A 20,683-nucleotide genomic window follows, 5' to 3' on the forward strand; every position below is an offset into this window, starting at 1 on the left:
TTACTTGTTCACCCGGCCGAGGTAGCTGCCGTCGCGGGTGTCGACCTTGATCTTCTCACCGGTGACGATGAAGAGCGGGACCTGGATCTCGGCGCCGGTCTCCAGGGTGGCCGGCTTGGAGCCGCCGGTGGAGCGGTCGCCCTGCACGCCGGGCTCGGTGTGCTCGATCAGCAGCTCGACCGAGGCCGGGAGCTCGATGTACAGCGGGGCGCCCTCGTAGACGGCGACCAGGGCCTCGAAGCCCTCCAGCAGGTACTTGGCGGCGTCGCCGACGACCGCGGGGTCGATCGGGAGCTGGTCGTAGGTGTCCGTGTCCATGAACACGAACTGCTCGCCGTCCTTGTAGGAGAACTGCATGCCGCGCTTGTCGACGTTGGCGGTCTCCACCTTGGTGCCCGCGTTGAAGGTCTTGTCGACGACCTTGCCGGTCAGGACCTCCTTCAGCTTGGTGCGCACGAAGGCCGGGCCCTTGCCGGGCTTGACGTGCTGGAACTCGACGACGGACCAGAGCTTGCCGCCGTCAAGCTTGAGGACCATGCCGTTCTTGAGATCGTTCGTGGAAGCCACGGGCGCACTAACTCCTGGATATAGCTGTCAAGGAACCAAGAAGGGACGCGTCCCGCCGTCCGTGGCCTGGGCCGCCGACTACAGGGCGAGGAGCTCCTTGGTCGTTATGGTGAGCAGCTCGGGCCCGCCCTCCTCAGGGGGGCGCACCACGAGCGTGTCCTCGATCCGGACCCCGCCCTTGCCCGGGAGATGGACCCCCGGACCGACGGTGACCGGCACGCGACTGTCCAGTTTACCCATGTCGGCGGGGCCCAGACGCGGCGCCTCCCGGATCTCCAGGCCGATTCCGTGTCCGACCGGATGCGCGGCGCGTTCGGCGTGACCGGCCGCCTGGAGGATCGAACGGGCCGCGTCGTCCGGCACGTGCTGCGGCACGCCCGGCCCCAGCGCCTCCCGGCCCGCCCGCTGGGCGTGGAACACCAGCCGGTGCAGTTCCACCTGCCAGGGCGCCGGGGCCGCGCCGATCACGAAGGTCCGGGCGGTGCAGATCCCGTACCCGCGGTACTGCGCGCCGAGCACCACGGTGAGGAAGTCGCCCTCCTCGACCCGGTGGTCGGTCGGCTGGTGGTGCTCCAGCCCGGAGTGCGCGCCGGTACCGACCGAGACCGGGAAGGCGGCCCGGTCCGCACCGTGGTCGATCATGCGGCGCTCCAGCTCCATCGCCAGGTGCCGTTCGGTCCGGCCGACCAGGATCGACTCCAGCAGCTCGCCGAGCGCCTGGTCGGCGATCTCGGCGGCGATCCGCAGGTCGGCGATCTCGTGCTCGTCCTTGACCACCCGCAGCCGCTCGACCGCGAGGTCGAGGTCGAGCAGGCGGACCCCGGCCGCGGTCTGCGCCAGGGTGTGGTGGCGGCTGACCGTGAGGTCGTGCTCCTCCACCGCCAGGTCGCCGACCTTCAGCCGGACCGCCGCCTCGGCGAGGGCCGGCGCCGTGTCGGTCTGCGACAGCACCGGCAGCCGGGCGACGTCCTCGTCGATCAGGTGCTCACCGCTGTCGTCCGGCGGCAGGTCGTCCGGTACGGCCAGCAGCACCCGGTCCCGGGTGAGCAGCAGGCTCGCACCGCACGGCGGGCAGCCGGTGAGGTAGCGGACGTTGGCGGCGCGGGTGATCAGTGCGGCATCGGCGCCGGAGGCACTGCAGTACTCCCGGAGGCGTTCCCGTCGGGCCGCGTGCGCATCGGACATGGGTCGAGCGTACGGAGCCGGGCGGCCGGGCGCCCGTCGAGCACGCTCGGCCGGGGCCCGGCCCGGGCCGGGGGGCGGCGCTACTCGTGCCGCAGGGCGCCCGTCGCGGTGGTCCGCCGCAGCACCGGGAGGGTGAGCGCGGTGACGCCCAGAACGCCGGCCGCGGCGGCGCCCGCCATGGCGAGGACCCCGTCCCAGGCGATCCGCGGCGGCAGACCGGCCAGGTGCAGCAGCATCCGGCCGACGGCGCTGCCGAGGCCGACCGCCAGCAGTAGGCCGATCCCGGTCGGCAGCGCGCTCTGCCACAGCAGCGACAGGCCGAGCGTGCGCCGCGGTGTGCCGAAGGCCAGCAGGCAGGCCAGCGACCGGCGGCGTTCGCGCAGTTGCTCCAGCAGGCTCACCAGCATGCTCAGCGCGATGAGCACCAGGGTGGCCACCACGGCGGCGGTGAGCGACCGGCGGACGCCGTCGAAGGCACGGTCCTGGCCGAAGGCCCGTTCGTCGGACAGCAGCAGCCTGGCCTGCGGGTCGATCCGCTGGACGGCGGTGCGCAGGACCTCGCGGGCGTCCGGCACGGCGGTGTCGAGCTCCAGGTCGACCCGGGCGTCCTGGCCGGCCGTCAGGGCGGCGGGGACGGCGGCGGGCGTGAGCAGCAGGTCCCCGGCCGGGCCGTCGGCCGGGGAGAGCGGACGCTCCACCGCGGGCAGGAGCGCCGCCGGGAGCCGCCAGAGCAGTGCGGAGCCGTCGGCGGCCGCCCGGTCCGCCGTCACCTCGGCGCCGGGCCGCAGCCCGGGACCGGCGGCGGCCGCCGGGCCCGTCCCGGTGAGCAGGAAGCCGTCGCCGTCGGTGCAGGAGGGCAGCTCGGCGAGCGCCTTGAGGTCGGCGCAGGAGCCGACCAGCGCCAGGGAGGTCCGGTTCGGGTCCCGGGCGGCGCCGCGCAGGTAGACCGGGAGGTAGCCGACGGCGGAGCGGGCACCGTCGCCGACCCGCAGCCGGGCGGCCAACTCCGCCGCGGACCCGTCGGCGCCGGGGAAGGTGGCCCGGGCCTGGACTGCCCCGGCGCGCGGCCCGTCGGCGTCCGCGTAGCGGGCCCGGTGCTGCGCGGCGATGGCCCCGAACAGGCTCTGCAGCACGACGGCGCCCGCGACCGCGACCAGCGTGCCGGACGTGGCCCGGGCGGCCGCGCCGCCGCCGAGCCGCAGGCGGCCCAGCGCCAGTTGCACCGACGGCGGCCCGAACGACAGGTCGCGGACGGTCAGTTCGAGCAGCGCCGGGAGCACCGCGGCGACACCGCTGAGCAGCAGCACCAGCCCGGCCACCACGACCGCCAGGTCGAACGGCGAGGCACCGAGGTCGACCCCGGGCGAGGTCTGGGAGAGCAGCAGGCCCCCGGTGACGGGCAGGGCCAGGCGCCACCACAGCCGGCGGCGGGTCCGGTCGCTGCCGCGCACCACGCCGAGGGGCTCCGCGGTGATCCGCCGCATGGCGAGCAGTGCGGCCGCGACCGCGAGCAGCGGCACGGCCGCCATCACGGTGGCCGCCTGCCACGGGTCGGGGTCGATGTCCGCCGCGAAGACGCTGAGGCCCTCGATGGTCACCGACTCCGCGAGGTGCCCGGCCAGCAGGAAGAGCAGCCAGCCGACCGCCAGCCCGGTCAGCGCACCGGCCAGCGCCTCCCCGGCCGCGATCCGGGCGGTCATCGCGCGGTCGGCGCCGACCAGCCGCAGCGCGGCCAGCCTGCGGTCGCGGGCCTCCCCGCCGAACCGGGTCGCCGCGGCGACGAACACCACGACCGGGGTCAGCAGCACCACGATGCCGGTCACGCTGAGCAGGACCAGTTCGGGCTCCAGTTCGCGCGGCGGGTAGGAGTCGCCGATGGAGTCGATCCGGACGGCGCCCCGCTCGGGGCTCAGGTCGTCGGCGCCGAGGACGAAGGAGAGGTCGCCGGGGCCGACCAGGCCGCGGTCGGCGATCCGCCCGGCAACCGGGTGACCGATCCGCTCCTCGAGCAGCCGGCCGTCCGGGGAGCCGAGCAGCTCGGCCAGGGCCGGGGAGACGGCCATCGTGCCCGGTGCCGGAAAGGCGGTCAGACCGGGGGGCAGCGGGGCCCGCGGGCCCTCCGGCTGCACGATCCGGCCGCGCACCTCGGCGCCGTGGTAGGTGGTGGAGGCGTCGACCAGCAGGAGGGTGCCGGGGCCGGCGGCGAGGCCGTCGTCGGCGTGCATGGTGTCGACCAGGGCGTGGATCCGGTCGTCGCGGTGGTGCTTCATGGTCTGGAACGAGGACGCGAAGAGCAGCGTGGCGACGCCGAGGCCGACGCCGACGGCGGTCAGCAGGGTACGGGCCAGGCTGCCCCGGCCGCCGGTGAAGGCGAGCCGCAGTCCGATGCCGACCTGGCCCAGGCGGCGCAGCCGTACGGTCGGGGCCGGCCGGTCGGTGGGGGCGGGCGGGGCGGGCTGGTTCACGGTGCCCTCTCCTGGGATCGGGGGCCGCCGGCGGCGGGGACGGGTGCGGTGGCGCGGTCGGGTGCGGTGGCGCGGCCGGGTGCCGGTCCGCCGGCCAGGAGGGCGGTGGCGACCAGCACCATGACGGCGGCAAGTCCGAGGAGGGGCCCGGCCACGGCGGGCCCCGGGGCGGGCGATCGGCGGGTCACCGGCGCGCCTCCCGGCCGCCGGTGCGGCCGTCGCGCAGGACCACCTCGCGGTCGGTGTAGGCGGCGACCCGGGGTTCGTGGGTGACCAGCACCACGGCGGCACCGGACTCCTGGACGGCGGCCCGCAGCAGTTGCAGCACGCGCTCGCCGTTGAGCGAGTCGAGCGCGCCGGTCGGCTCGTCGGCGAAGACCACCCGCGGGGCGGTGACCAGCGCCCGGGCGACCGCCACCCGCTGGCCCTGGCCGCCGGATATCTCGCCGGGCCGCTGGGCGGCGGTGTCGCCGACCTCCAGCTGGTCGAGCCAGGTCCGGGCGTGCGCCTCGGCCACCCGGCGGCGCACGCCGTTCAGCCGCAGCGGCAGCGCGACGTTCTCCAGGCAGGACAGTTCGGGGACGAGCTGGCCGAACTGGAACAGGAAGCCGAAGTCGGTGCGGCGCAGCGCGCTCAGCCGGGAGTCCGAGAGGTCGGCGAGGTCCTGGCCGCGGTAGGTGACCGTCCCCGCGTCCGGGCGGACGATCCCGGCCAGGCACTGCAGCAGGGTGGACTTCCCGGAGCCGGACGCGCCCATCACGGCGAGCAGTTCGCCCGGCATCAGGGAGAGGGTGACGCCGTCCAGTGCGCTGGTCGGTCCGTACCTCTTGACCAGGCCGGTGGCGGTGAGCAGCGCGCCGGGGCGGCCCGGGGGCTGCTCGGCGGGCCCGGAGCGGTGGTCGGCGCGGTGGTCGGCGAGTTCGTCGGTGTGTTCGTCGGCGGCTTCGACGGGTGAGACGCTCATCGCTCGCCCACCTCCCGGGCCAGCTCGTCCAGGCGGGCGCCGGTCAGCTCCAGCCAGCGCAGGTCCGCCTCCAGGTGGAACAGCGCGTGGTCGCAGATCAGCTGGTCGGCGAGGTCCCCGGTGGCCTTGCGGCGGGTCAGCTCACGCATCTGCCGCAGGTGCTCGGCGCGCTGCACGTCCAGCACCTCGTACGGCCGGCGGCCGGTCAGCACGGCCAGCACGACCTTGGTGTACAGGGTGTTCTGCAGGTACGGCTCCGGGCTCTCCGGCCGGGCGAGCCAGTCGGCGACGTCGGTCACGCCCGCCTCGGTGATGGCGTACCGCTTGCGCTCGGGGCCGTCGCCGGGCTCCACGCCCTCGACCTCGACCAGGCCGTTCTTCAGCAGCCGCGACAGGGTCGAGTAGACCTGGCCGTAGGCGAGCGAGCGGGTGCGGCCGAACCTGTCGTCGTAGGCGCGTTTGAGGTCGTAGCCGTGGCTGGGGTGGGACTCGAGGAGCCCGAGGATGGTGTGTCCGAGTGACATGACGGCGACTATACCCCGCAGGTATACACCGAGTGCATAGCGCCCCGCCGAAGGAGTTCCGGGTCCACGCGGCGGACCGGGAATGAATCCCCGGGGGTGCCGGTTGTGATGCCATGACAATGACTTCCATTGCCACCTTGAGGAGGATCCGATGGCCCGCAGCGACCTGCGCCCGATCGTCACCCTGCGGTCGACGGCCGGCACCGGCTACACCTACGTGACCCGCAAGAGCCGCCGCAACGACCCGGACCGGCTGGAGATCCGCAAGTTCGACCCGGTCGCCGGGGCGCACGTGGTCTTCCGCGAACAGCGCTGACCCGGCCCCGCGCGGCGGGACCCGCCCGGCAGCACACCCGTACGCCAGCAGAGGAGATGCGAGAGATGAAGCACGCCATCCACCCCGAGTACCGCCCCGTGGTCTTCCGCGACCGCACCGGCGAGTTCGCCTTCCTCACCCGCTCGACGCTCAGCAGCGACCGGACCGTCGAGTGGGAGGACGGCCGCAGCTACCCCGTCGTCGACGTCGAGACCTCCTCGGCCACCCACCCGGTGTACACCGGCAAGGCCCGGGTGCTGGACACCGCCGGACGGGTCGAGCTCTACCGGCGCCGCTACGGCCTGTCCTGACCGGGCAGCCGGCTGCCCCGCCACCCGCACCCCGGGTGGCGGGGCAGTCCGCTGTTCGGGGGCAGGCGGCCGGGAGCGGCCGCGGGACCGGCCGGGAATTGGTCAACTCTCCCTGGGCGGAGCCTTGTTGACCGGAAATCGATGCCGTGGTCCACCGGGCTCAACTACGCTCCCGCTCCGGGCCCGCCCACGCCGGGCAGCCCGGCACGCCCCCGCGCCCCGGGTACCGCCCGGCCCGGCGCGACCGTGCCGAGCCCAGCACCACCGAGCCGCGGAGGCCGCCGTGCCGAACGGGACGACCGGATGAGCGCCGTGTTCGCGCTCACCGCCAGCCTGCTGTGGGGCGTGGCGGACTACGGCGGCGGCGCGATCACCCGGCGGCTGCCCGCCCTGACGGTGGTGGTCGTGTCGCAGAGCGCCGCCGCCACCCTGCTCGCGGTGGCGGTGACGGCCACCGGCGGCTGGTCCGGCGGCTCGGCGGTGCTCTGGTTCGCGGTGGCGGGCGGCGTGGTCGGACCGTTCGCGCTGCTGGCGTTCTACCGCGCGCTGGCGCTCGGGCCGATGGGCGTGGTCTCGCCGCTGGCCACCGTCGGGGTGGCGGTACCGGTCGGCGTCGGGCTGGCGCTCGGCGAACGGCCCGGGCTCGCCCAGAGCGCGGGCATCGCCGTGGCCGTCGCCGGGGTGGCCCTGGCCGGCGGCCCGAAACGCGGCGGGCAGGCGGTCGGCCGCCGGGCCGTCCTGCTGGCCCTCGGCGCGGCACTCGGCTTCGGCACCGTCCTCACCCTGACCGCCCACGCCGCGGGCGGCGCCGGACTGCTGCTCACCCTGTTCGTCCTGCGCGGCTGCAACGCGCTGGTCGGTGGCTGCCTGCTGCTGCGCGCCTCCCGGCGGCGGCCCGCCCGGCTGGCGGCCGCCGCCCGCAGTCTGCCCGTACTCGCCGCCGTGGGCCTGGCCGACGTCGCCGCCAACGGGATGTACGCCACCGCCGCCAACGCCGGCTCGCAGGCGGTGGCGGCGGTGCTGGCCTCGCTGTATCCCGTGGTCACCGCGCTGATGGCGCGCGGGCTGCTCAAGGAGCGGCTGCTGCGGGTCCAGCTGCTCGGCGCGGGACTCGCGGTCCTCGGCACCCTGCTGCTCGCGGCCGGCGGGTAGGCCCGGGGAAATCGGCCCGGGGCCCGCACGGCGTACGTCAGGCCGCACGGCGTACGTCAGGAGTAGCGGGTGACCAGGCCGCGGCGGCGGAACGAGCGGAGCAGCCGGCCGAGTGCGAGGAGTCCGGCCGCCAGCACCACCGCCGTCCCGCCGGCCGCCAGCGCCAACTCCCGCCAGGGCATGGCGTGTCCGGCCGCGAGGGCGCGGCCCGCCGCGAACACGTGGGTGGTCGGCAGCACCTCGGCGACCGGGCGCAGCGGCGCCGGCAGGGTGGCCACCGGGTAGAAGACGCCGGACAGCGGCATGACCACCGACAGCGCGCCCCAGACCAGCGCCTCGGCACCGCTGCCGTACCGCAGGACCAGGCCGACCACGGTCAGCGCGACCGCCCAGCCGCAGGCGAGCAGCAGCGCGGCGACCGGGACCAGCCCGAGGCCGAGCGCGGTGACGTCGAAGGCGTAGGCGGCGAACGCCAGCCCGGCGACGGCGGTGGTGCTCAGCGCCGTCCGCAGCAGGGCGAACAGGCCGACCCCGGCGAGGTACTCCCAGCCCTTCAGCGGGGTGGTGAGCAGACCGAGGACGTTGCGCGACCAGGTCTCCTCCAGGAAACCGGTGGCCAGCGAGATCTGGGTCTGGTGCACCAGGTGCCACAGCACGGTCCCGCTGAGCAGGAACACCGCGAGCTCGGCCCCGGGCCCGGTGGCCGGGTCGGCGGTGCCCGCCGCGAACAACCCGATCGAGCCGTAGAGCAGGGTGTCGACGACCGGCCACACCAGGACGTCGAAGAAGCGGTGCGGGCTGCGGCGCAGCACCAGCCAGTGACGGCGGGCGACGGCGCGGATCCGGTACAGGGACGCCTGGGCGGGCGGGCGGCGGGCCGCCGCGGGAGCCGGGGCGGCGGCGGGGGCGGGGGCGGGGAACTGGGGCACTGCGGCGGTCATGCGGCGCTCCCCCGCGGCCGGCCGGCGGCGAGGTCCCGGCCGCCGGCCGCGGCGTCGCGTTCGGCGGCGAGGTGCAGGAAGACGCCCTCCAGGTCGGCGCGCCGGTAGCGGCGGGCGATCTCGGTGGGCGCACCGTCGGCCACGACCCGGCCGGCGGCGAGGAACACCACGCGCGGGCAGAGCCGTTCGACCTCCACCATGTCGTGGCTGGTGACCAGCAGCGCGGTGCCGTGCCCGGTCGAGAGCTCGAGCAGCGCGGTGCGCACCCGCAGGGCGATGTCGGGGTCGAGCGAGGCGGTCGGCTCGTCCAGGACAAGCAGCGCCGGGGCATGCAGGGCCGCCTTGGCGATGCCGACCAGAGTGCGCTGGCCGCTGGAGAGTTCGGTGCCGATCGCGGCGGCCAGCCGGGTCAGGCCGAACCGTTCCAGGGCCGCGTCGACGGCCGCCCCGGTGCGCCGCAGGCCGTACAGGTCAGCGTAGAGCCGCAGGTACTCCCGGACCCGCAGGCGGTCAGGGAGCGGGAGGTATCCGGCCACGAACCCGACCGCCTGCATCGCGGCCGAGCGGGCGGCGGGCAGCCGGTGGCCGAGGATGTCGACGGTGCCGCCGTCCGGTTCGACGGCGCCGAGGCACATCAGCAGTGTGGTGGTCTTGCCCGCGCCGTTGGGCCCGAGCAGGCCGACCCGCTCCCCCGCGTGCACGGTGAGGTCCACCCCGTCGACGGCCCGGCCCCGGCGGAACTCCTTCACCAGGCCGCGGGCGGTGAGGATCCGCGCGGGCCCGCTCATGCCGGCACCTCCAGCGACCAGACCAGCTCGGCGCGCAGCGGGCCGGTACGGGCCAGCAGGCTGCCGTGGTCGGCCGCGAGCGGGGCCAGCTGGGAGGCGTGGCAGAGCACGGCCTCGCGCTTGGCGGCCCACTGCTCGTCGGTCAGGCGCAGGTCGTGCCGGACCGCCGTGCGGTGGGTGAGCCTGAGGTCCTGATAGGCGAGGCCGCACATCGGGCTGCGGGCGAGCGCCCGGTCGGCCTCGTCGGTACCCCACTCCGGGAGGTGGCCGGTGTACGGGAGGTCGGCGTAGACGAGCGGCGGTGGCGCGCCGAGGGCGGCGAGGGCGGCCAGCGCCCGGTCCCGGACCCGCTGGTGGTCGGGCTGGTTCGACCCGACCGGGACCAGGACGGTCGCGCCGGAGGGCAGGTCGGCCAGGAGGCGGTCGACCCCGGTGGGTTCGGTGCCGTCCGCGTACGGCCCGTCCGGGTGGTCCAGGACCACCTGGTCGGCGCCGAGCAGCCGGCAGGCGCGGGCGTCCTCGGCCCGGCGGGAGCGGTACGCCTCCTGGGCGGTGGAGAAACCGCAGGCGGAGTCCCACCAGGAGACCGGCCGGTCCGCGGCCGGGGCGCCGCCGAAGACGGTCACCACGGCCACCGGGCCCGGGAGTTCGGGTATCAGGCCGGCCAGGGAGAGGGCGGCGTCGTCGAAGTGCGGGGACAGGACGACGGTACGCCAGGCAGGGGGGTTCACGGGTGCTGGTCTCCGGGGGTTACGGGGCGTGGGCCGAGCTGCTGCGCGGCTGGGGCGGCTACCGGGGCAGGGGCGCGGGGAAGCCGCGCGCGGCGGGAGGCGGGTCGGGGATCGACGGGTGGCGAGGTGCAACCGGCTGCCGGAACCGGGGTGCGGGTGGGTGGCCTTCCGGAATCGCGCAGTTCCCCGCGCCCCTTGGGGTGCCCCATCAGGAGACGGTGCCCGGGCCGGCGGCGGCTACCGAGGTGCATCCGGCCCCCGGACCCCGGGTGCGGGTGGGTGGCCTTCCGGAATCGCGCAGTTCCCCGCGCCCCTTGGGGTGACCCCATCAGGAAGAGATGCCTTCCGGAATCGCGCGGTGCGTGGCGAGGGCGCGGTCCCACTCGGTGTCGTCGCCCTGCCAGCGCCCCGGCGCCGCCGCGACGGTGTCCCAGGCGATGCCGGGCGGGAGCCGGTCGGCGTCCGGGGGCGGGGTGCGGCGCAGCCAGAGGAGGGCGAAGCGGTGGCCGGGGTGTTCGGCGGCGAGTACGGCGCGCAGGCGGCGCAGGTCGGCGGCGGCCAGTTCGTCGAAGGCGTCGTGGTGGACGTAGAGCACCCGGCGGGTGGACCCGGCCAGGCTGCGCCAGCGGTTCGCGAGAGCGGCGAACTTGGCTCGCACCTCCGGTAGTTGGCGGTCGATGTCGGCCTGGGTGAGCGGTCCGGGCCCGGCCGGGTGGAAGTCGTGGAAGAAGCGGATGTCGCTGCCCCGGTCGAGCGCGCAGCGTCCCTCGTCGAAAGGCTCGACCAGGCCGGGGCGCAGGACGTTGGCGAAGCCGGCGGCGACCGTCTCCACGACGGAGTCGAACTCCAGGTCCAGCCAGTCGAAGAAGTGCGCCCGGTCGTCGCCGGTGATCCGGCGCAGCTGGTAGGTGGACTCGCAGTGGTAGCCGAGGCCGACGTAGTGGTCGAACCCGGCGTGCGCGTCGGCGTCGCCGGCTCCCCCGGGCACCCCGGTCACGGCTCAGGCCCGGCCGGATCGCAGCGGGCCCTGCCAGCTGCGGCCGGACAGGTACTCGGCGGCGGCGGTGGCGTTGGCGAGACCGGCGCCTCTCGTCAGCAGGGTCGGGCCGTCCGGGGCCGGGTCCTGCGCGGCCAGCCCGAACTCGACCGTGACCAGGTCGGGGCGGCGGGCCCGCAGCGCCCGCAGGGTGTCCCGCTGCCAGGGGTCGCGGTGGGCGTCGCGGACGGCGACCACGAGCGGGCCGCCGGGCAGCGGGATCTCCGCCGGGTCGGTGCCGGGTTCCACCTCCGTGCTGCCCGCGAGGGCTCCGAGCGCGGCCAGCGGTCCGGCCGGCCCCCAGGGGGCCTCGCCGACCGCGAGGTTGGCGGTGGCGCCGAGCCGGACGGTGTGGACGGTCCGGGGCGCGCCGGGCGGCGTCAGCCCGTACGCGGTGAGTGCCCGGCGGGCGGCGGCCAGGCCCACGGCGGGGTCCGGCCGGGGCGGGGTGGCCGCGGGCCGCGCCCAGACGCGCAGGGCGGCGACCCGGGCGGCGGCCTCGGCGAGCCGCTGTTCGGTCAACCGGCCCTCCCGGAGGGCGAGTTCGACCTCGTGATGGATCTCTGGGAGCAGCTTCTCGGCGTCCGGGGAGCCGAGCAGGACCAGGTCGGCTCCGGCGGCCAGGGCGGCCGCCGCGGCTCCGCCGAAGCCCCAGCGGTCCACGATCGGGGCCATGTCCAGGGCGTCCGTGACGATCACCCCGTCGAAGCCGAGCTCTTCCCGCAGCAGGCCGGTCAGGACCGAGTGGCTGAACGTGGCGGGCAGCTGGTCGATCCTGGGCAGCCGGATGTGGCCGGTCATCACGAGCTTGGCGCCCGCGGCGATACCCGCGGCGAACGGCGGCAGGTCGAGTGCGGCCAGTTGGTCGCGGTCGCGGTCGACGTCGGGCAGGGCGGTGTGCGAGTCGGTCCGGGTGTCGCCGTGGCCGGGGAAGTGCTTGAGGGTGGCGGCGATGCCGTGGCGCTGCAGGCCTGCCACGAAGGCGGCGGTGTGCCGGGCGACCAGTGCGGGTTCGGCGCCGAACGAGCGGACGCCGATGATCGGGTTGTCCGGGCGCGAGTTGACGTCCGCGCACGGTGCCAGGCAGAGGTTGACACCGGCGGCGGCCAGGTCGGCGGCGATGGCGGCGGCGACCAGGGTGGTCAACTCTGGGTCGTCGACGGTGCCGAGCGCGTGGTTGCCCGGGTAGGCGCTGCCGGTGAGGTAGTCGAGGCGGGTGACGTCCCCGCCCTCCTCGTCCAGTGCGATCAGGAGGTCGGGCCGGACCGCGCGGAGGCGGTCGGTGATGTCCTCGCGCAGCGGGCCCCGGGCGTCGAGCAGGTTGGTGCCGAACAGGGCGACGCCGGCCAGGCCCTCGTCGGCGGCCCGCAGGATCCAGTCGGCGGGTGTGCGGCCGGCGTACGCGGGCAGCAGGCAGGAGTTGACGAGCGCCGCGAGGGCGGTGGCGGTGCGGTGGGGCATGGCGGTGCGGTGCCTTCCTGGGACCTGTCGGGTCGGTGGGGTCAGGACTACCGGCGGCGGTCGGAGCGGTCGGTACGGGGAACGGGCGACGGGATCGGGCGCCGGGATCGGGCGAGGGGGAACGGGCGGGAGCCCCGGGGTCAGCCTCGGGTTCGGCGCAGCAGGACGCCCGTGCTGCCGCGCTTGCTGAGGTAGGCGCGGCCGCCGCAGACCGGCTCCAGCCGGGGGCCGACCAGTTCGGTCTCCTCGGCGGCCCGCCAGTTCCGCGAGCCCGCCAGCCACGGGCGCAGCCGGGCGTCCAGCGTCGCGGGTTCCAGGGCCACCAGGACCCGTTCGGTGGGCAGCCGGTCGATCAGGTCGAGGTCCTGGCCGTAGTAGAGCATCTCGATCAGCAGATGGGCCGGGGAGGCCGGGGCGTCCGGTCCGGTCAGTGCGGCGAGGTCGGCGTCGCCGATCCGGACCGCGGGGGTGCCGGCGAGTGCGGCGGCGAGGCGGGTGCGGAACCGCGGATTGGGCTCGGTGGCCAGCACCTGGTGCCCGGCTGCGGCCAGCCTTCGGGTCAACGCCCCTTCGCAGGCGCCCACTTCGACCAGTTGCCCGGACTGCGGCGGGCAGTGGCGGGCGATCCAGGCGGCGGCGGCGTCGAGCCGGTCGGCCTCGTACCGGGAGGAGTCGAACTCCCAGGGGTCGGCGACCGAGGCCGCTTCGTCGTCGAGGCTGGCGAGCAGGGCGAACAGCCGGTCGCGTTCCTCCTCGTCGGCCTCGAAGAAGCGCTCGGCGGACGGGACCCGGGCGGTGCGGAGCATGTGCTGCGGGTGGTCGCAGGCCAGCAGGTGGGCGCACCAGCGGTTGACGAACTCCAGCTTGGCCGACACGAGTTCGCGGCTCAGCGGGTGGTCGAGGTCGCTGACGAACTGCAGGTACGGCGAGTAGCCCACGGCGTGCCGTACCGGCAGTGCGGCGCCCGCCGCCGCCCGGGCGACCGACCGGCCGAGGGTGCCGCGGCTGCGGCGGTTGTCGGCCGGGGAGTGGGTCCAGATCCGGGCGGGACGGCCGGCCCCGGCCCGGGCGATCAGGGCGGCGGCGTCCGGTCCGGGCCCCGACGGCGCATCGGCCGGGCCGGCCGGACCGACCAACGGGCCCAGCAGGGCCAGCCGTTCGGCGGGCGGGGCGCCGGCGGGGAGGGTGAGCACCGTGCCGGATCCGGCGACGACCACCTCGGTCTGCGCCCCGCCGGGGTCGGCCAGCACGGAGAGGAAGTCGAGGACCGCGTCCTCAGCCCGGAGCACCACCACGATGTCGATCACAGACGGGTCCCGTCGGATTGGCCGGCAGCAGGATCGGGCACGGAGTCCGCCGCTTCGACGTGGCGCCCGAGCAGGAACACTAACCCTCCGTCAGGGCTGTGGTCCAGACCACTGGTTGACTCAATCCGGCACCCGCGGTCCGCCCGCACCGGCACCCGCCACCCGTCCGCGGCGACCCCCGGCGACCGCGGGAGCCCGGCGGCGGCGGACGCTCACCCCGAAGCATCCGCCAGTTCCTTGTCATGTCACCTTCCGTGCGCTCGAATGGTCGACGCTGGTCCCACCGAACCCCGGCATCCCCCGCCCAGGAGGAACCTTGACCGTCCGTCGCACCCTCGCCGCCGCCGTGCTGGCGCTGTCGGCCGCCGCCCTGATCCCCGCCCCGCAGGCGTCGGCCACCGGCACCGGCGACCTCCCGTTCGGCTCCGCCACCACCGTCGGCCTGCACAACACCTATGACCCGGCGGCCTTCTCGTACCTGGCCCAGGCGCTCGACACGGGCACCGGCATGATCGAGCTGGACGCCTGGACGGACACCATCACCAAGGAGTGGAAGGTCAGCCACTCCAACCCGCTCGGCAACAGCAACAACTGCGTCAACGCGAGCTCCGCCGCCCAGCTCTACAGCGGCGGCGCCAACAAGAACCTGGAGTCCTGCTTCGACGACATCCGGGTCTGGCTCGCCGCCCACCCCACCGCCGGCCCGCTGGTGGTCAAGCTGGAGCTCAAGGGCGGTTTCGCCGCCAACCGCGGCATGGGCCCCAAGGAGCTGGACGCCCTGATAGCCGCCCACCTGGGCGCCGCCGCCTACCGGCCCGCCGACCTGCTGGCCGGGCCCGGCGGCTCGTACGCCACCCTCGACGACGCGGCCCGGGCCGGGAACTGGCCGAGCCGGGCCGCGCTGGCCGGCCGGGCGGTGGTCGAGGTGATCCCCGGCACCGTCGAGGAGAGCAACCCCTTCGACACCCTGCACACCGACGTCGAGTACGGCCGCTACCTGCGCGACCTGGCGGCCGCCGGGAAGCTCGGGCAGGCGCAGATCTTCCCGGCCGTGCACGGCGCCGCGGCGGCCGACCCGCGCACCCGCTACGAGAGCGCGATCCGGCCGTGGTTCGTCCTGTTCGACGGCGACGCGGCCGCCTATCTGAACGGGATCGACACCTCCTGGTACGACAGCCGCCACTACCTGCTGGTGATGACGGACGCCCAGAACGTCGCCCCGGCGATCAGCGGCACCGACCCGACCGCCGACCAGGCCCGCGCCCGGTCCGTCCAGCTCGCCGCCGCCCACGCCTCCGTGGTTTCCAGCGACTGGCGTCACCTGCCGGAGGTCCAGTCCCTGGTCCTCCCCCGGGGCTGACCGCAGGTGCGTGGCCGGCCCGGGGAGACGGGCCGGCCACGCACCGCGGGCGAAGGCCGTACAGGGCGACTTCAGGGCACCGGCCACCCGTCCCGGGTGGCGGCGCTGCGGTGGTAGGGGCCGTCGGGCCCGGTGGAGCGGTAGTCCTCGGTCGCCTCGGCGGTGCGGACGGTGGTGTCGCCGTCGTGGCGGTGGGCGGTGGGGGCGTAGGTGTGGTCGACGGTGCTGCGGGCCAGGGTGAGCGGGCCGAGGCGCAGACCGTCCTCCTGGTGGCGGCCGAGTGTCATGGTGGTCCGCTGGTCGGTGTTGCCGGCCGCGTCCCGGACGTAGTGGTAGCCGACGTCCAGCGGGTCGCTCTCGTGGGCGGTGCGGGTGAGGGCGGGGCCGAGACCGGCCCGGGTGGTGACGGCGCGGGTCAGGTCGGTCCGGTTGCGCAGGGTCAACTCGTTCCCACCGGAGGCGAGTTGCTCGTCCGAGGAGAAGGCCAGGTCGTCCCGGACCTCGGTGCTGACCCGGCCGTGCGAGGTCTGCACCCAGCCGGTGGCCGTGTCGTGCCGGGTGGCGGTGACCGTCCAGTGGCCGCTGCCGCCGCCCTGGTCGGTGAGGGCGGTGGTGACGGCGGCCTCGGGGGCGACCCGGTGGTCGATGAGCCGCCCCTCGGTGCGGGCCCGGCCGTGGTCGACGGTGGCGAACAGGTTGATCTGGCCGGTCCACAGGTCGTTGCTCTGGCTCTCGGCCGCGTTGACGGCGATGCCGATGCTGTGCGGGCGGCCGTCGAGCAGCAGTCCGACGTACGGGGTCAGGTCGAGCCGGTAGCCGGGCAGGTCGAAGGCGGCGATGCCGGGGGTGGGCCGCCACAGCAGCGGGTCCCAGCCGCCGGTGTAGATCACCGGGTACGGCCAGACGGCGCCCGCGCTGCGGCCGTCCACCGACAGCCGAAGCTCCCGGAACGGGCCCTTCCCGCACAGGCCGAGGCCGGGGTTGGCGCTGACGTACGCGTCGGGCGCGGAGGCGTAGGCGAACTCCTCGCAGGCGCCGCCGCCGCGGGTGTAGACCTCGGCGGTGAGGCGTTCCAGGTTCTGCGGGAAGACCAGCGGCACGGCGGCGGACGGCGCGGCGCCGGTGAGGCCGAACGGGCCGGTGGTGAGCAGCCGGTCGGCGGTGGCGGCGGCCGGGTGCCGGGGGGAGGCGGTGTAGAAGGTGAGGCTCGCGGTGATCCGGAAGACGCCGGTGTAGGTGGCGTCCGTGACGTTGGCGAGGTCGAGGGCGAAGGGCTGCGGGCGGTCGAGGAGCGGCGCGTAGCGGGTGACGTCGCGCTCCACGCTCCACTCGATGCCGTCGGCGGAGGGTTCCGGGGTGGAGGAGAGCAGCACCTGGACCCCGCCGATCCGCACCGTGAACAGCCGGTCGAACTGCCGGCCGGCCACCCGCCCGTGCAGGTCGAGCACCACGGCGGACCAGGGCCCCCGGCAGGCCGCGGGCGGGGTGAGGGTGACGGTGTACGGGGTGTCCGGCGGGTTGCCGTAGCCGTTGCTGAACGGCTGGTCGTGCATCGTCTCGACGGTGCAGGAGCGGGTGTCCGGCCTGGTCAACGGCTTGGCGACGCTGAACGGGTCGTGGTAGTCGGTGCCGAAGTCGGCGCTGGCCGGGCCGGCCGCCAGCAGGGTGGCGGCGAGCGCGAGCACGGCGGCCAACAGCCGTGCCGCGCGCCGGTACAGGGGACGAACGGCCATCGGGGTGCCTCTCCTCGCTGCCTGGCGGTCGAGGCATCCTCCAGTCCATGGCATGGCCGGGTCAAGAGGGCGCGACCCCTCCTCCGCCGCTCGTAAAATCTTGTCGACGACACGTCAAAAGACTTCTGGCGCAGCCGGATCCACGACTACCGTCAAAACCTGTGACAACCAGCCGAAAGCGCCTGTCCGCCCTCCTCACCGCCCTGCTCGCGCTCCTCGCCGCCGCCGCGCTGGGCCCGGCCGCCGCGCACGCGAGCACCGGCGGCACCGTCCGCAGCGGTGCCAGCCAGCCCGTCTACTCCTACGCCGACGCCGTCCGGGAGACCGTCTGGGTCGACACCGGGCTCGACGGTGACGGCAACGGCCGCACCGACCGGGTCGCCGCCGACATCGTCCGCCCGCGCGAGCCGGCCGCGGCCGGCCTCAAGGTCCCGGTCATCATGGACGCCAGCCCGTACTACTCCTGCTGCGGGCGCGGCAACGAGAGCCAGCTGAAGACCTACGACGCGCAGGGCGGGCCGGTGCAGTTCCCGCTCTTCTACGACAACTACTTCGTCCCGCGCGGCTATGCGGTGGTCCTGGTCGACCTGGCCGGCACCAACCGCTCGGACGGCTGCGTCGACGTCGGCGGCCCCTCGGACATCACCTCCGCCAAGGCGGTGGTCGACTGGCTGAACGGCCGCGCCGCCGGCTACACCTCCCGGACCGGCACCGGCACCGCCAAGGCGGGCTGGACCGACGGCTCGGTCGGCATGATCGGGAAGTCCTGGGACGGCACCATCGCCAACGGCGTGGCCGCGACCGGCGTACCGGGCCTGCGGACCGTGGTGCCGATCTCCGCGATCAGCTCCTGGTACGACTACTACCGCTCCGACGGCGCGCCGCTCTACAGCGGCACCCCGGCCGACCTGTCCGCCGCGGTGGAGAGCCGGGCCACCCTCGGGCACTGCTCGACCGTGCAGAAGCAGCTCGCCGCCGGCTCCCCCGCCAACGGCAACTGGACCCCGCTGTGGCAGCAGCGCGACTACGTCGCCTCCGCCGCCAAGGTGCGCGCCAGCGTCTTCCTGGTGCACGGGCTGCAGGACCTGAACGTCCGGGACATCAACTTCTCCCAGTGGTGGTCGGCGCTGGCGCAGAACGGGGTGGAGCGCAAGATCTGGCTCTCCCAGACCGGCCACGTCGACCCGTTCGACTTCCGCCGGACGGCGTGGGTGGACACCCTGCACGCCTGGTTCGACCACTACCTGCTGGGCGTCGACAACGGCGTCCAGAACGGGCCGGCCGCCGACATCGAGCGGGCCCCCGACCAGTGGACCCAGGACCGGACGTGGCCCGCGCCGGGCACCGTGACCACCACCCTCGGCCTTCGCCCCGGCACCCTCACCACCGGCCTGGGCAGCGGTACCGCGGCCTTCACCGACGACCCGGCGCGCGACGAGAACGCCTGGGCCGCCGACGCCGACCGCTCCACCCCGGACAAGACCGTCTTCGCCACCGGCGCGCTCACCCAGCCGCTGCGGATCTCCGGCGGCGGCTCGATCACCCTGACCGTCAAGCCGTCCACCCGCAGCGCCCGGCTGAGCGCGGTGCTGGTCGACCTCGGCCCGGCCACCGTCCGCGACTACCAGGCCGCGGGCGAGGGCATCACCACCCTCGGCACCCGCTCCTGCTGGGGTGACAGCACCGCGGGCGACAGCGCCTGCTTCCTGGACACCGCCGCCGACACCGCCCAGGTCGGCGCCACGGTCTTCAGCCGGGGCTGGGCCGACCTCGGCCACTACGCGGGGCTCGACCGGTCCCTCACCCTCACCCCGGGCACCGCGTACCCGATCACCTTCGACCTCGCCGGCACCGACCACGTGGTGCCCGCCGGGCACCGGCTGGCCCTGATCGTGGCCGGCACCGACCACGGGCTGATCGACCCGCCGTCCACCCGGCCGGCCCTCACCCTCGACCTGGCGCACTCCTCGGTGCGGCTGCCGCTCACCGGCGGCCCGGGCCCGCTCCCGCAGGCCGTACCGCACGAGGGAGCCGCGCTGCCCGCCCTGACCGGCGGCGCGGGCGGCACCGCGGCCCGGCCGGAGACCTTCCGGTAGCCCGCCCGCCGGGCCCGCCCCCGGGCGGGCCCGGCCGGTGCCGGCCGTCAGCGCTGCTGGCAGGCCGGGCACCAGAAGAGGTTGCGGGCCGCGTGCTCCTCGGTGCGCACCGGTGTCCCGCAGACCAGGCACGGCTGGTCGGTGCGGCGGTAGACGTAGACCTCGCCGCCGTGGTCGTCCACCCGCGGCGGGCGGCCCATCGCCTCGGGGGTGTGCTCCGGACGGACGGTGTCGATCCGGCCGATCCCCGCCCCCTCGTGCATGAGGGCCACCAGGTCCGCCCAGATCGCGTCCCACTCCGCCCTGGACAGGTCTCGGCCGGCCCGGTGCGGGCTGATGCCGAGCCGGAACAGCACCTCGGCGCGGTAGACGTTCCCCACGCCCGCCAGCACCTTCTGGTCCATCAGCAGCGCGGCCACCGTGGTGGAGCTGCGCGAGATCCGCTGCCAGGCGGGCACCGGGTCCGCGCCCGCACGCAGCGGGTCCGGGCCGAGCCTGCGGTGCACCGCGGCCTTCTCCGCCGGGGTCAGCAGCTCGCAGGTGTTGGGGCCGCGCAGGTCGGCGTACGCGTCGTCGGACTCCATCCGCAGCCGGATCAGGCCGACCGGCTCGGGCGCCGGGCCCTCGCCGAAGGTGAAGCCGCCGTACAGGCCCAGGTGGATGTGCAGCCACGCCTCGCCGAACCCGAGGAAGAGGTGCTTGCCGTGCGCCTCGGCCTCGTCCAGCCGACGGCCGTCCAGCAGCGCCGCCCCCTCGGCGAACCGGCCCTGCGGGCTGGAGACGCGCACCGGCCGCGCCCCGAAGACCCGGAAGTTCTCGGTGGCCAGGCGGTGGATGATGTGGCCCTCGGGCACGGGCGTCAGCTCCTCGGCAGATCCGTTGCGACCCGTCCATTCTCGCAGCGGGGTACGACACACCCCGCCGGGCCGGGGAGCCGGGCCGGGGAGCTGGGCCGGCCGGCTCAGCCCGCGGGCCGGCCCGTCAGCCGGGACAGGATCGCGTGGTCCAGCGCGGCGGCCGTGGCGGCCACGTCCAGCTGGGAGTTGTCGATGATCGGCAGGCCGGAGGTGCGCCAGCCGGCCATCCGCCCGTGGATCCGGGCGACCTCCTCGTCGCTGAGCCGCCGGTTGCCGCTGCGCCGGGCGTTGCGGGCGAGCACCGAGTCGAGGCCCGGCAGCAGCACCACCGGGATCATGCCGGGGCCGATGTGCCGCTTCCAGCCGCCGAGCCCGATCGCCGGGCGGTCCGGGAACACGGCGTCGTCGATGATGCAGGAGATGCCGTTGGCCAGGTAGTTGCGGCAGGCGAAGCCGCAGGTGCGGCGGGCCAGCCGGTACTGCGCCTCGGAGGCGGTGTTCCAGCCCGACTGCGGGTTGGCGAACCCGGCCTGCACCCACTCCCGGACGTCGTCCAGGCTGATGTGCGCGGTCGCGGTCGGCCGGCGCTCGGCCCAGTGCCGGGCGACGGTGGTCTTGCCCGCACCGGCCGGGCCGATCAGCAGCACCGCGAGCGGCCCGGTGGGCAGGTGCTGCGGCGGGTGGGCGGGAAGCTGCACGGGGGCTCCGGTCGGCAGCACGAAGTGGCCGGTCGGCTGCGGCGGTGCGGCGGCGGGCGGCGGGCCGCCCGGGTGCGGCGGCCGGGCCGGGGTGTACGGCGGCGGCTGGTGGCCGCCCTGCGGGGCCGGGTACGGCGGCGCCAGTGGTCGCGGAGGCACTGGTCCTCCCCCTGCGTACTGCGTCACGGTCA

20 protein-coding genes are annotated in these 20,683 nt (G+C 75.4%); 5 read left to right on the forward strand and 15 right to left on the reverse strand.

Annotated features, from left to right (window positions below; all coding sequences use genetic code 11):
• From efp to AB0D08_RS08465, 6 genes are all read right to left on the reverse strand, one after another.
• A complete protein-coding gene (efp, locus tag AB0D08_RS08440) occupies nt 1-567 on the reverse strand; it encodes an elongation factor P (protein ID WP_033819215.1) in 567 nt (188 codons plus the stop codon).
• A gap of 78 nt (nt 568-645) precedes the next feature.
• Nucleotides 646-1,752 (reverse strand): aminopeptidase P family protein, encoded by a 1,107-nt coding sequence (locus tag AB0D08_RS08445; protein WP_033819216.1) that lies wholly within the window; start codon nt 1,750-1,752, stop codon nt 646-648.
• Between the two features lie 80 nt (nt 1,753-1,832).
• Entirely contained in the window at nt 1,833-4,217 is a 2,385-nt protein-coding gene (locus AB0D08_RS08450) for an FtsX-like permease family protein (protein ID WP_359887066.1), read from the reverse strand.
• Nucleotides 4,214-4,405, reverse strand: coding sequence for a hypothetical protein (locus tag AB0D08_RS08455; RefSeq protein ID WP_359887069.1), 192 nt, complete (start codon nt 4,403-4,405; stop codon nt 4,214-4,216). The genes AB0D08_RS08450 and AB0D08_RS08455 overlap by 4 nt, the downstream gene beginning before the upstream one ends.
• Nucleotides 4,402-5,181, reverse strand: coding sequence for an ABC transporter ATP-binding protein (locus AB0D08_RS08460; protein WP_082526918.1), 780 nt, complete (start codon nt 5,179-5,181; stop codon nt 4,402-4,404). The genes AB0D08_RS08455 and AB0D08_RS08460 overlap by 4 nt, the downstream gene beginning before the upstream one ends.
• Nucleotides 5,178-5,705 (reverse strand): PadR family transcriptional regulator, encoded by a 528-nt coding sequence (locus AB0D08_RS08465; RefSeq protein ID WP_033823399.1) that lies wholly within the window; start codon nt 5,703-5,705, stop codon nt 5,178-5,180. Before AB0D08_RS08465 ends, AB0D08_RS08460 begins: the two co-directional genes overlap by 4 nt.
• 151 nt (nt 5,706-5,856) lie before the next feature.
• On the opposite strand from AB0D08_RS08465, the gene rpmG reads away from it, so the two are divergent.
• The 3 genes from rpmG to AB0D08_RS08480 all read left to right on the forward strand — a co-directional run bounded on the left by rpmG (nt 5,857) and on the right by AB0D08_RS08480 (nt 7,484).
• Nucleotides 5,857-6,021, forward strand: coding sequence for a 50S ribosomal protein L33 (rpmG, locus tag AB0D08_RS08470; RefSeq protein ID WP_051813707.1), 165 nt, complete (start codon nt 5,857-5,859; stop codon nt 6,019-6,021).
• 65 nt (nt 6,022-6,086) lie between these two features.
• On the forward strand, nt 6,087-6,332 hold the full coding sequence (locus AB0D08_RS08475) for a type B 50S ribosomal protein L31 (RefSeq protein WP_033823400.1): 246 nt from the start codon (nt 6,087-6,089) through the stop codon (nt 6,330-6,332).
• Between the two features lie 303 nt (nt 6,333-6,635).
• Nucleotides 6,636-7,484 (forward strand): EamA family transporter, encoded by an 849-nt coding sequence (locus tag AB0D08_RS08480; protein ID WP_359887072.1) that lies wholly within the window; start codon nt 6,636-6,638, stop codon nt 7,482-7,484.
• A gap of 56 nt (nt 7,485-7,540) precedes the next feature.
• On the opposite strand, the gene AB0D08_RS08485 is transcribed toward AB0D08_RS08480, so the two are convergent.
• From AB0D08_RS08485 to AB0D08_RS08510, 6 genes are all read right to left on the reverse strand, one after another.
• Entirely contained in the window at nt 7,541-8,425 is an 885-nt protein-coding gene (locus tag AB0D08_RS08485) for an ABC transporter permease (protein ID WP_359887075.1), read from the reverse strand.
• Nucleotides 8,422-9,213 carry an ABC transporter ATP-binding protein gene (locus tag AB0D08_RS08490; RefSeq protein WP_359887077.1) on the reverse strand — a complete coding sequence of 264 codons (792 nt, stop codon included), beginning with the start codon at nt 9,211-9,213 and terminating at the stop codon, nt 8,422-8,424. Before AB0D08_RS08490 ends, AB0D08_RS08485 begins: the two co-directional genes overlap by 4 nt.
• Nucleotides 9,210-9,944, reverse strand: coding sequence for a PIG-L family deacetylase (locus tag AB0D08_RS08495; protein ID WP_033821546.1), 735 nt, complete (start codon nt 9,942-9,944; stop codon nt 9,210-9,212). Before AB0D08_RS08495 ends, AB0D08_RS08490 begins: the two co-directional genes overlap by 4 nt.
• 328 nt (nt 9,945-10,272) lie before the next feature.
• Entirely contained in the window at nt 10,273-10,932 is a 660-nt protein-coding gene (locus AB0D08_RS08500; RefSeq protein WP_051812864.1) for a DUF1796 family putative cysteine peptidase, read from the reverse strand.
• Between the two features lie 12 nt (nt 10,933-10,944).
• Entirely contained in the window at nt 10,945-12,441 is a 1,497-nt protein-coding gene (locus AB0D08_RS08505) for a glycoside hydrolase family 3 N-terminal domain-containing protein (RefSeq protein WP_359887082.1), read from the reverse strand.
• Nucleotides 12,442-12,581: 140 nt separating this feature from the next.
• Nucleotides 12,582-13,748 carry a hypothetical protein gene (locus tag AB0D08_RS08510; protein ID WP_359887085.1) on the reverse strand — a complete coding sequence of 389 codons (1,167 nt, stop codon included), beginning with the start codon at nt 13,746-13,748 and terminating at the stop codon, nt 12,582-12,584.
• Between the two features lie 316 nt (nt 13,749-14,064).
• Here AB0D08_RS08510 and AB0D08_RS08515 point away from each other — a divergent pair, with 316 nt between their 5' ends.
• The gene (locus AB0D08_RS08515) at nt 14,065-15,108 is read left to right on the forward strand and encodes a phosphatidylinositol-specific phospholipase C domain-containing protein (RefSeq protein ID WP_359887086.1); all 1,044 of its coding nucleotides are present in this window, start codon (nt 14,065-14,067) and stop codon (nt 15,106-15,108) included.
• 71 nt (nt 15,109-15,179) lie between these two features.
• On the opposite strand, the gene AB0D08_RS08520 is transcribed toward AB0D08_RS08515, so the two are convergent.
• Nucleotides 15,180-16,841 (reverse strand): peptide-N4-asparagine amidase, encoded by a 1,662-nt coding sequence (locus AB0D08_RS08520; RefSeq protein ID WP_359887088.1) that lies wholly within the window; start codon nt 16,839-16,841, stop codon nt 15,180-15,182.
• Nucleotides 16,842-17,002: 161 nt separating this feature from the next.
• Between AB0D08_RS08520 and AB0D08_RS08525 the strand changes: the two genes are divergently transcribed.
• Nucleotides 17,003-18,937 carry a Xaa-Pro dipeptidyl-peptidase gene (locus AB0D08_RS08525; protein WP_359887091.1) on the forward strand — a complete coding sequence of 645 codons (1,935 nt, stop codon included), beginning with the start codon at nt 17,003-17,005 and terminating at the stop codon, nt 18,935-18,937.
• A gap of 47 nt (nt 18,938-18,984) precedes the next feature.
• On the opposite strand, the gene AB0D08_RS08530 is transcribed toward AB0D08_RS08525, so the two are convergent.
• The gene (locus tag AB0D08_RS08530) at nt 18,985-19,791 is read right to left on the reverse strand and encodes a DNA-formamidopyrimidine glycosylase family protein (protein WP_359887093.1); all 807 of its coding nucleotides are present in this window, start codon (nt 19,789-19,791) and stop codon (nt 18,985-18,987) included.
• Between the two features lie 107 nt (nt 19,792-19,898).
• Nucleotides 19,899-20,651: an AAA family ATPase gene (locus AB0D08_RS08535; RefSeq protein ID WP_051813513.1), complete on the reverse strand. Its 753-nt coding sequence runs from the start codon at nt 20,649-20,651 to the stop codon at nt 19,899-19,901.
• Nucleotides 20,652-20,683: the final 32 nt, after the last annotated feature.

Origin of the sequence: Kitasatospora sp. NPDC048540 (assembly GCF_040651175.1) — a bacterium.
Taxonomy (GTDB): Bacteria; Actinomycetota; Actinomycetes; order Streptomycetales; family Streptomycetaceae; genus Kitasatospora.

What these genes read in the sequence shown, in the direction of transcription:
- AB0D08_RS08480 (WP_359887072.1), top strand. Translation starts at nt 6,636, where the DNA reads ATGAGCGCCGTGTTCGCGCTCACCGCCAGCCTGCTGTGGGGCGTGGCG.
- AB0D08_RS08485 (WP_359887075.1), bottom strand. Translation starts at nt 8,425, where the DNA reads ATGACCGCCGCAGTGCCCCAGTTCCCCGCCCCCGCCCCCGCCGCCGCC.
- AB0D08_RS08505 (WP_359887082.1), bottom strand. Translation starts at nt 12,441, where the DNA reads ATGCCCCACCGCACCGCCACCGCCCTCGCGGCGCTCGTCAACTCCTGC.
- AB0D08_RS08475 (WP_033823400.1), top strand. Translation starts at nt 6,087, where the DNA reads ATGAAGCACGCCATCCACCCCGAGTACCGCCCCGTGGTCTTCCGCGAC.
- AB0D08_RS08490 (WP_359887077.1), bottom strand. Translation starts at nt 9,213, where the DNA reads ATGAGCGGGCCCGCGCGGATCCTCACCGCCCGCGGCCTGGTGAAGGAG.
- rpmG (WP_051813707.1), top strand. Translation starts at nt 5,857, where the DNA reads ATGGCCCGCAGCGACCTGCGCCCGATCGTCACCCTGCGGTCGACGGCC.
- AB0D08_RS08445 (WP_033819216.1), bottom strand. Translation starts at nt 1,752, where the DNA reads ATGTCCGATGCGCACGCGGCCCGACGGGAACGCCTCCGGGAGTACTGC.
- AB0D08_RS08460 (WP_082526918.1), bottom strand. Translation starts at nt 5,181, where the DNA reads ATGAGCGTCTCACCCGTCGAAGCCGCCGACGAACACACCGACGAACTC.
- AB0D08_RS08520 (WP_359887088.1), bottom strand. Translation starts at nt 16,841, where the DNA reads ATGGCCGTTCGTCCCCTGTACCGGCGCGCGGCACGGCTGTTGGCCGCC.
- AB0D08_RS08465 (WP_033823399.1), bottom strand. Translation starts at nt 5,705, where the DNA reads ATGTCACTCGGACACACCATCCTCGGGCTCCTCGAGTCCCACCCCAGC.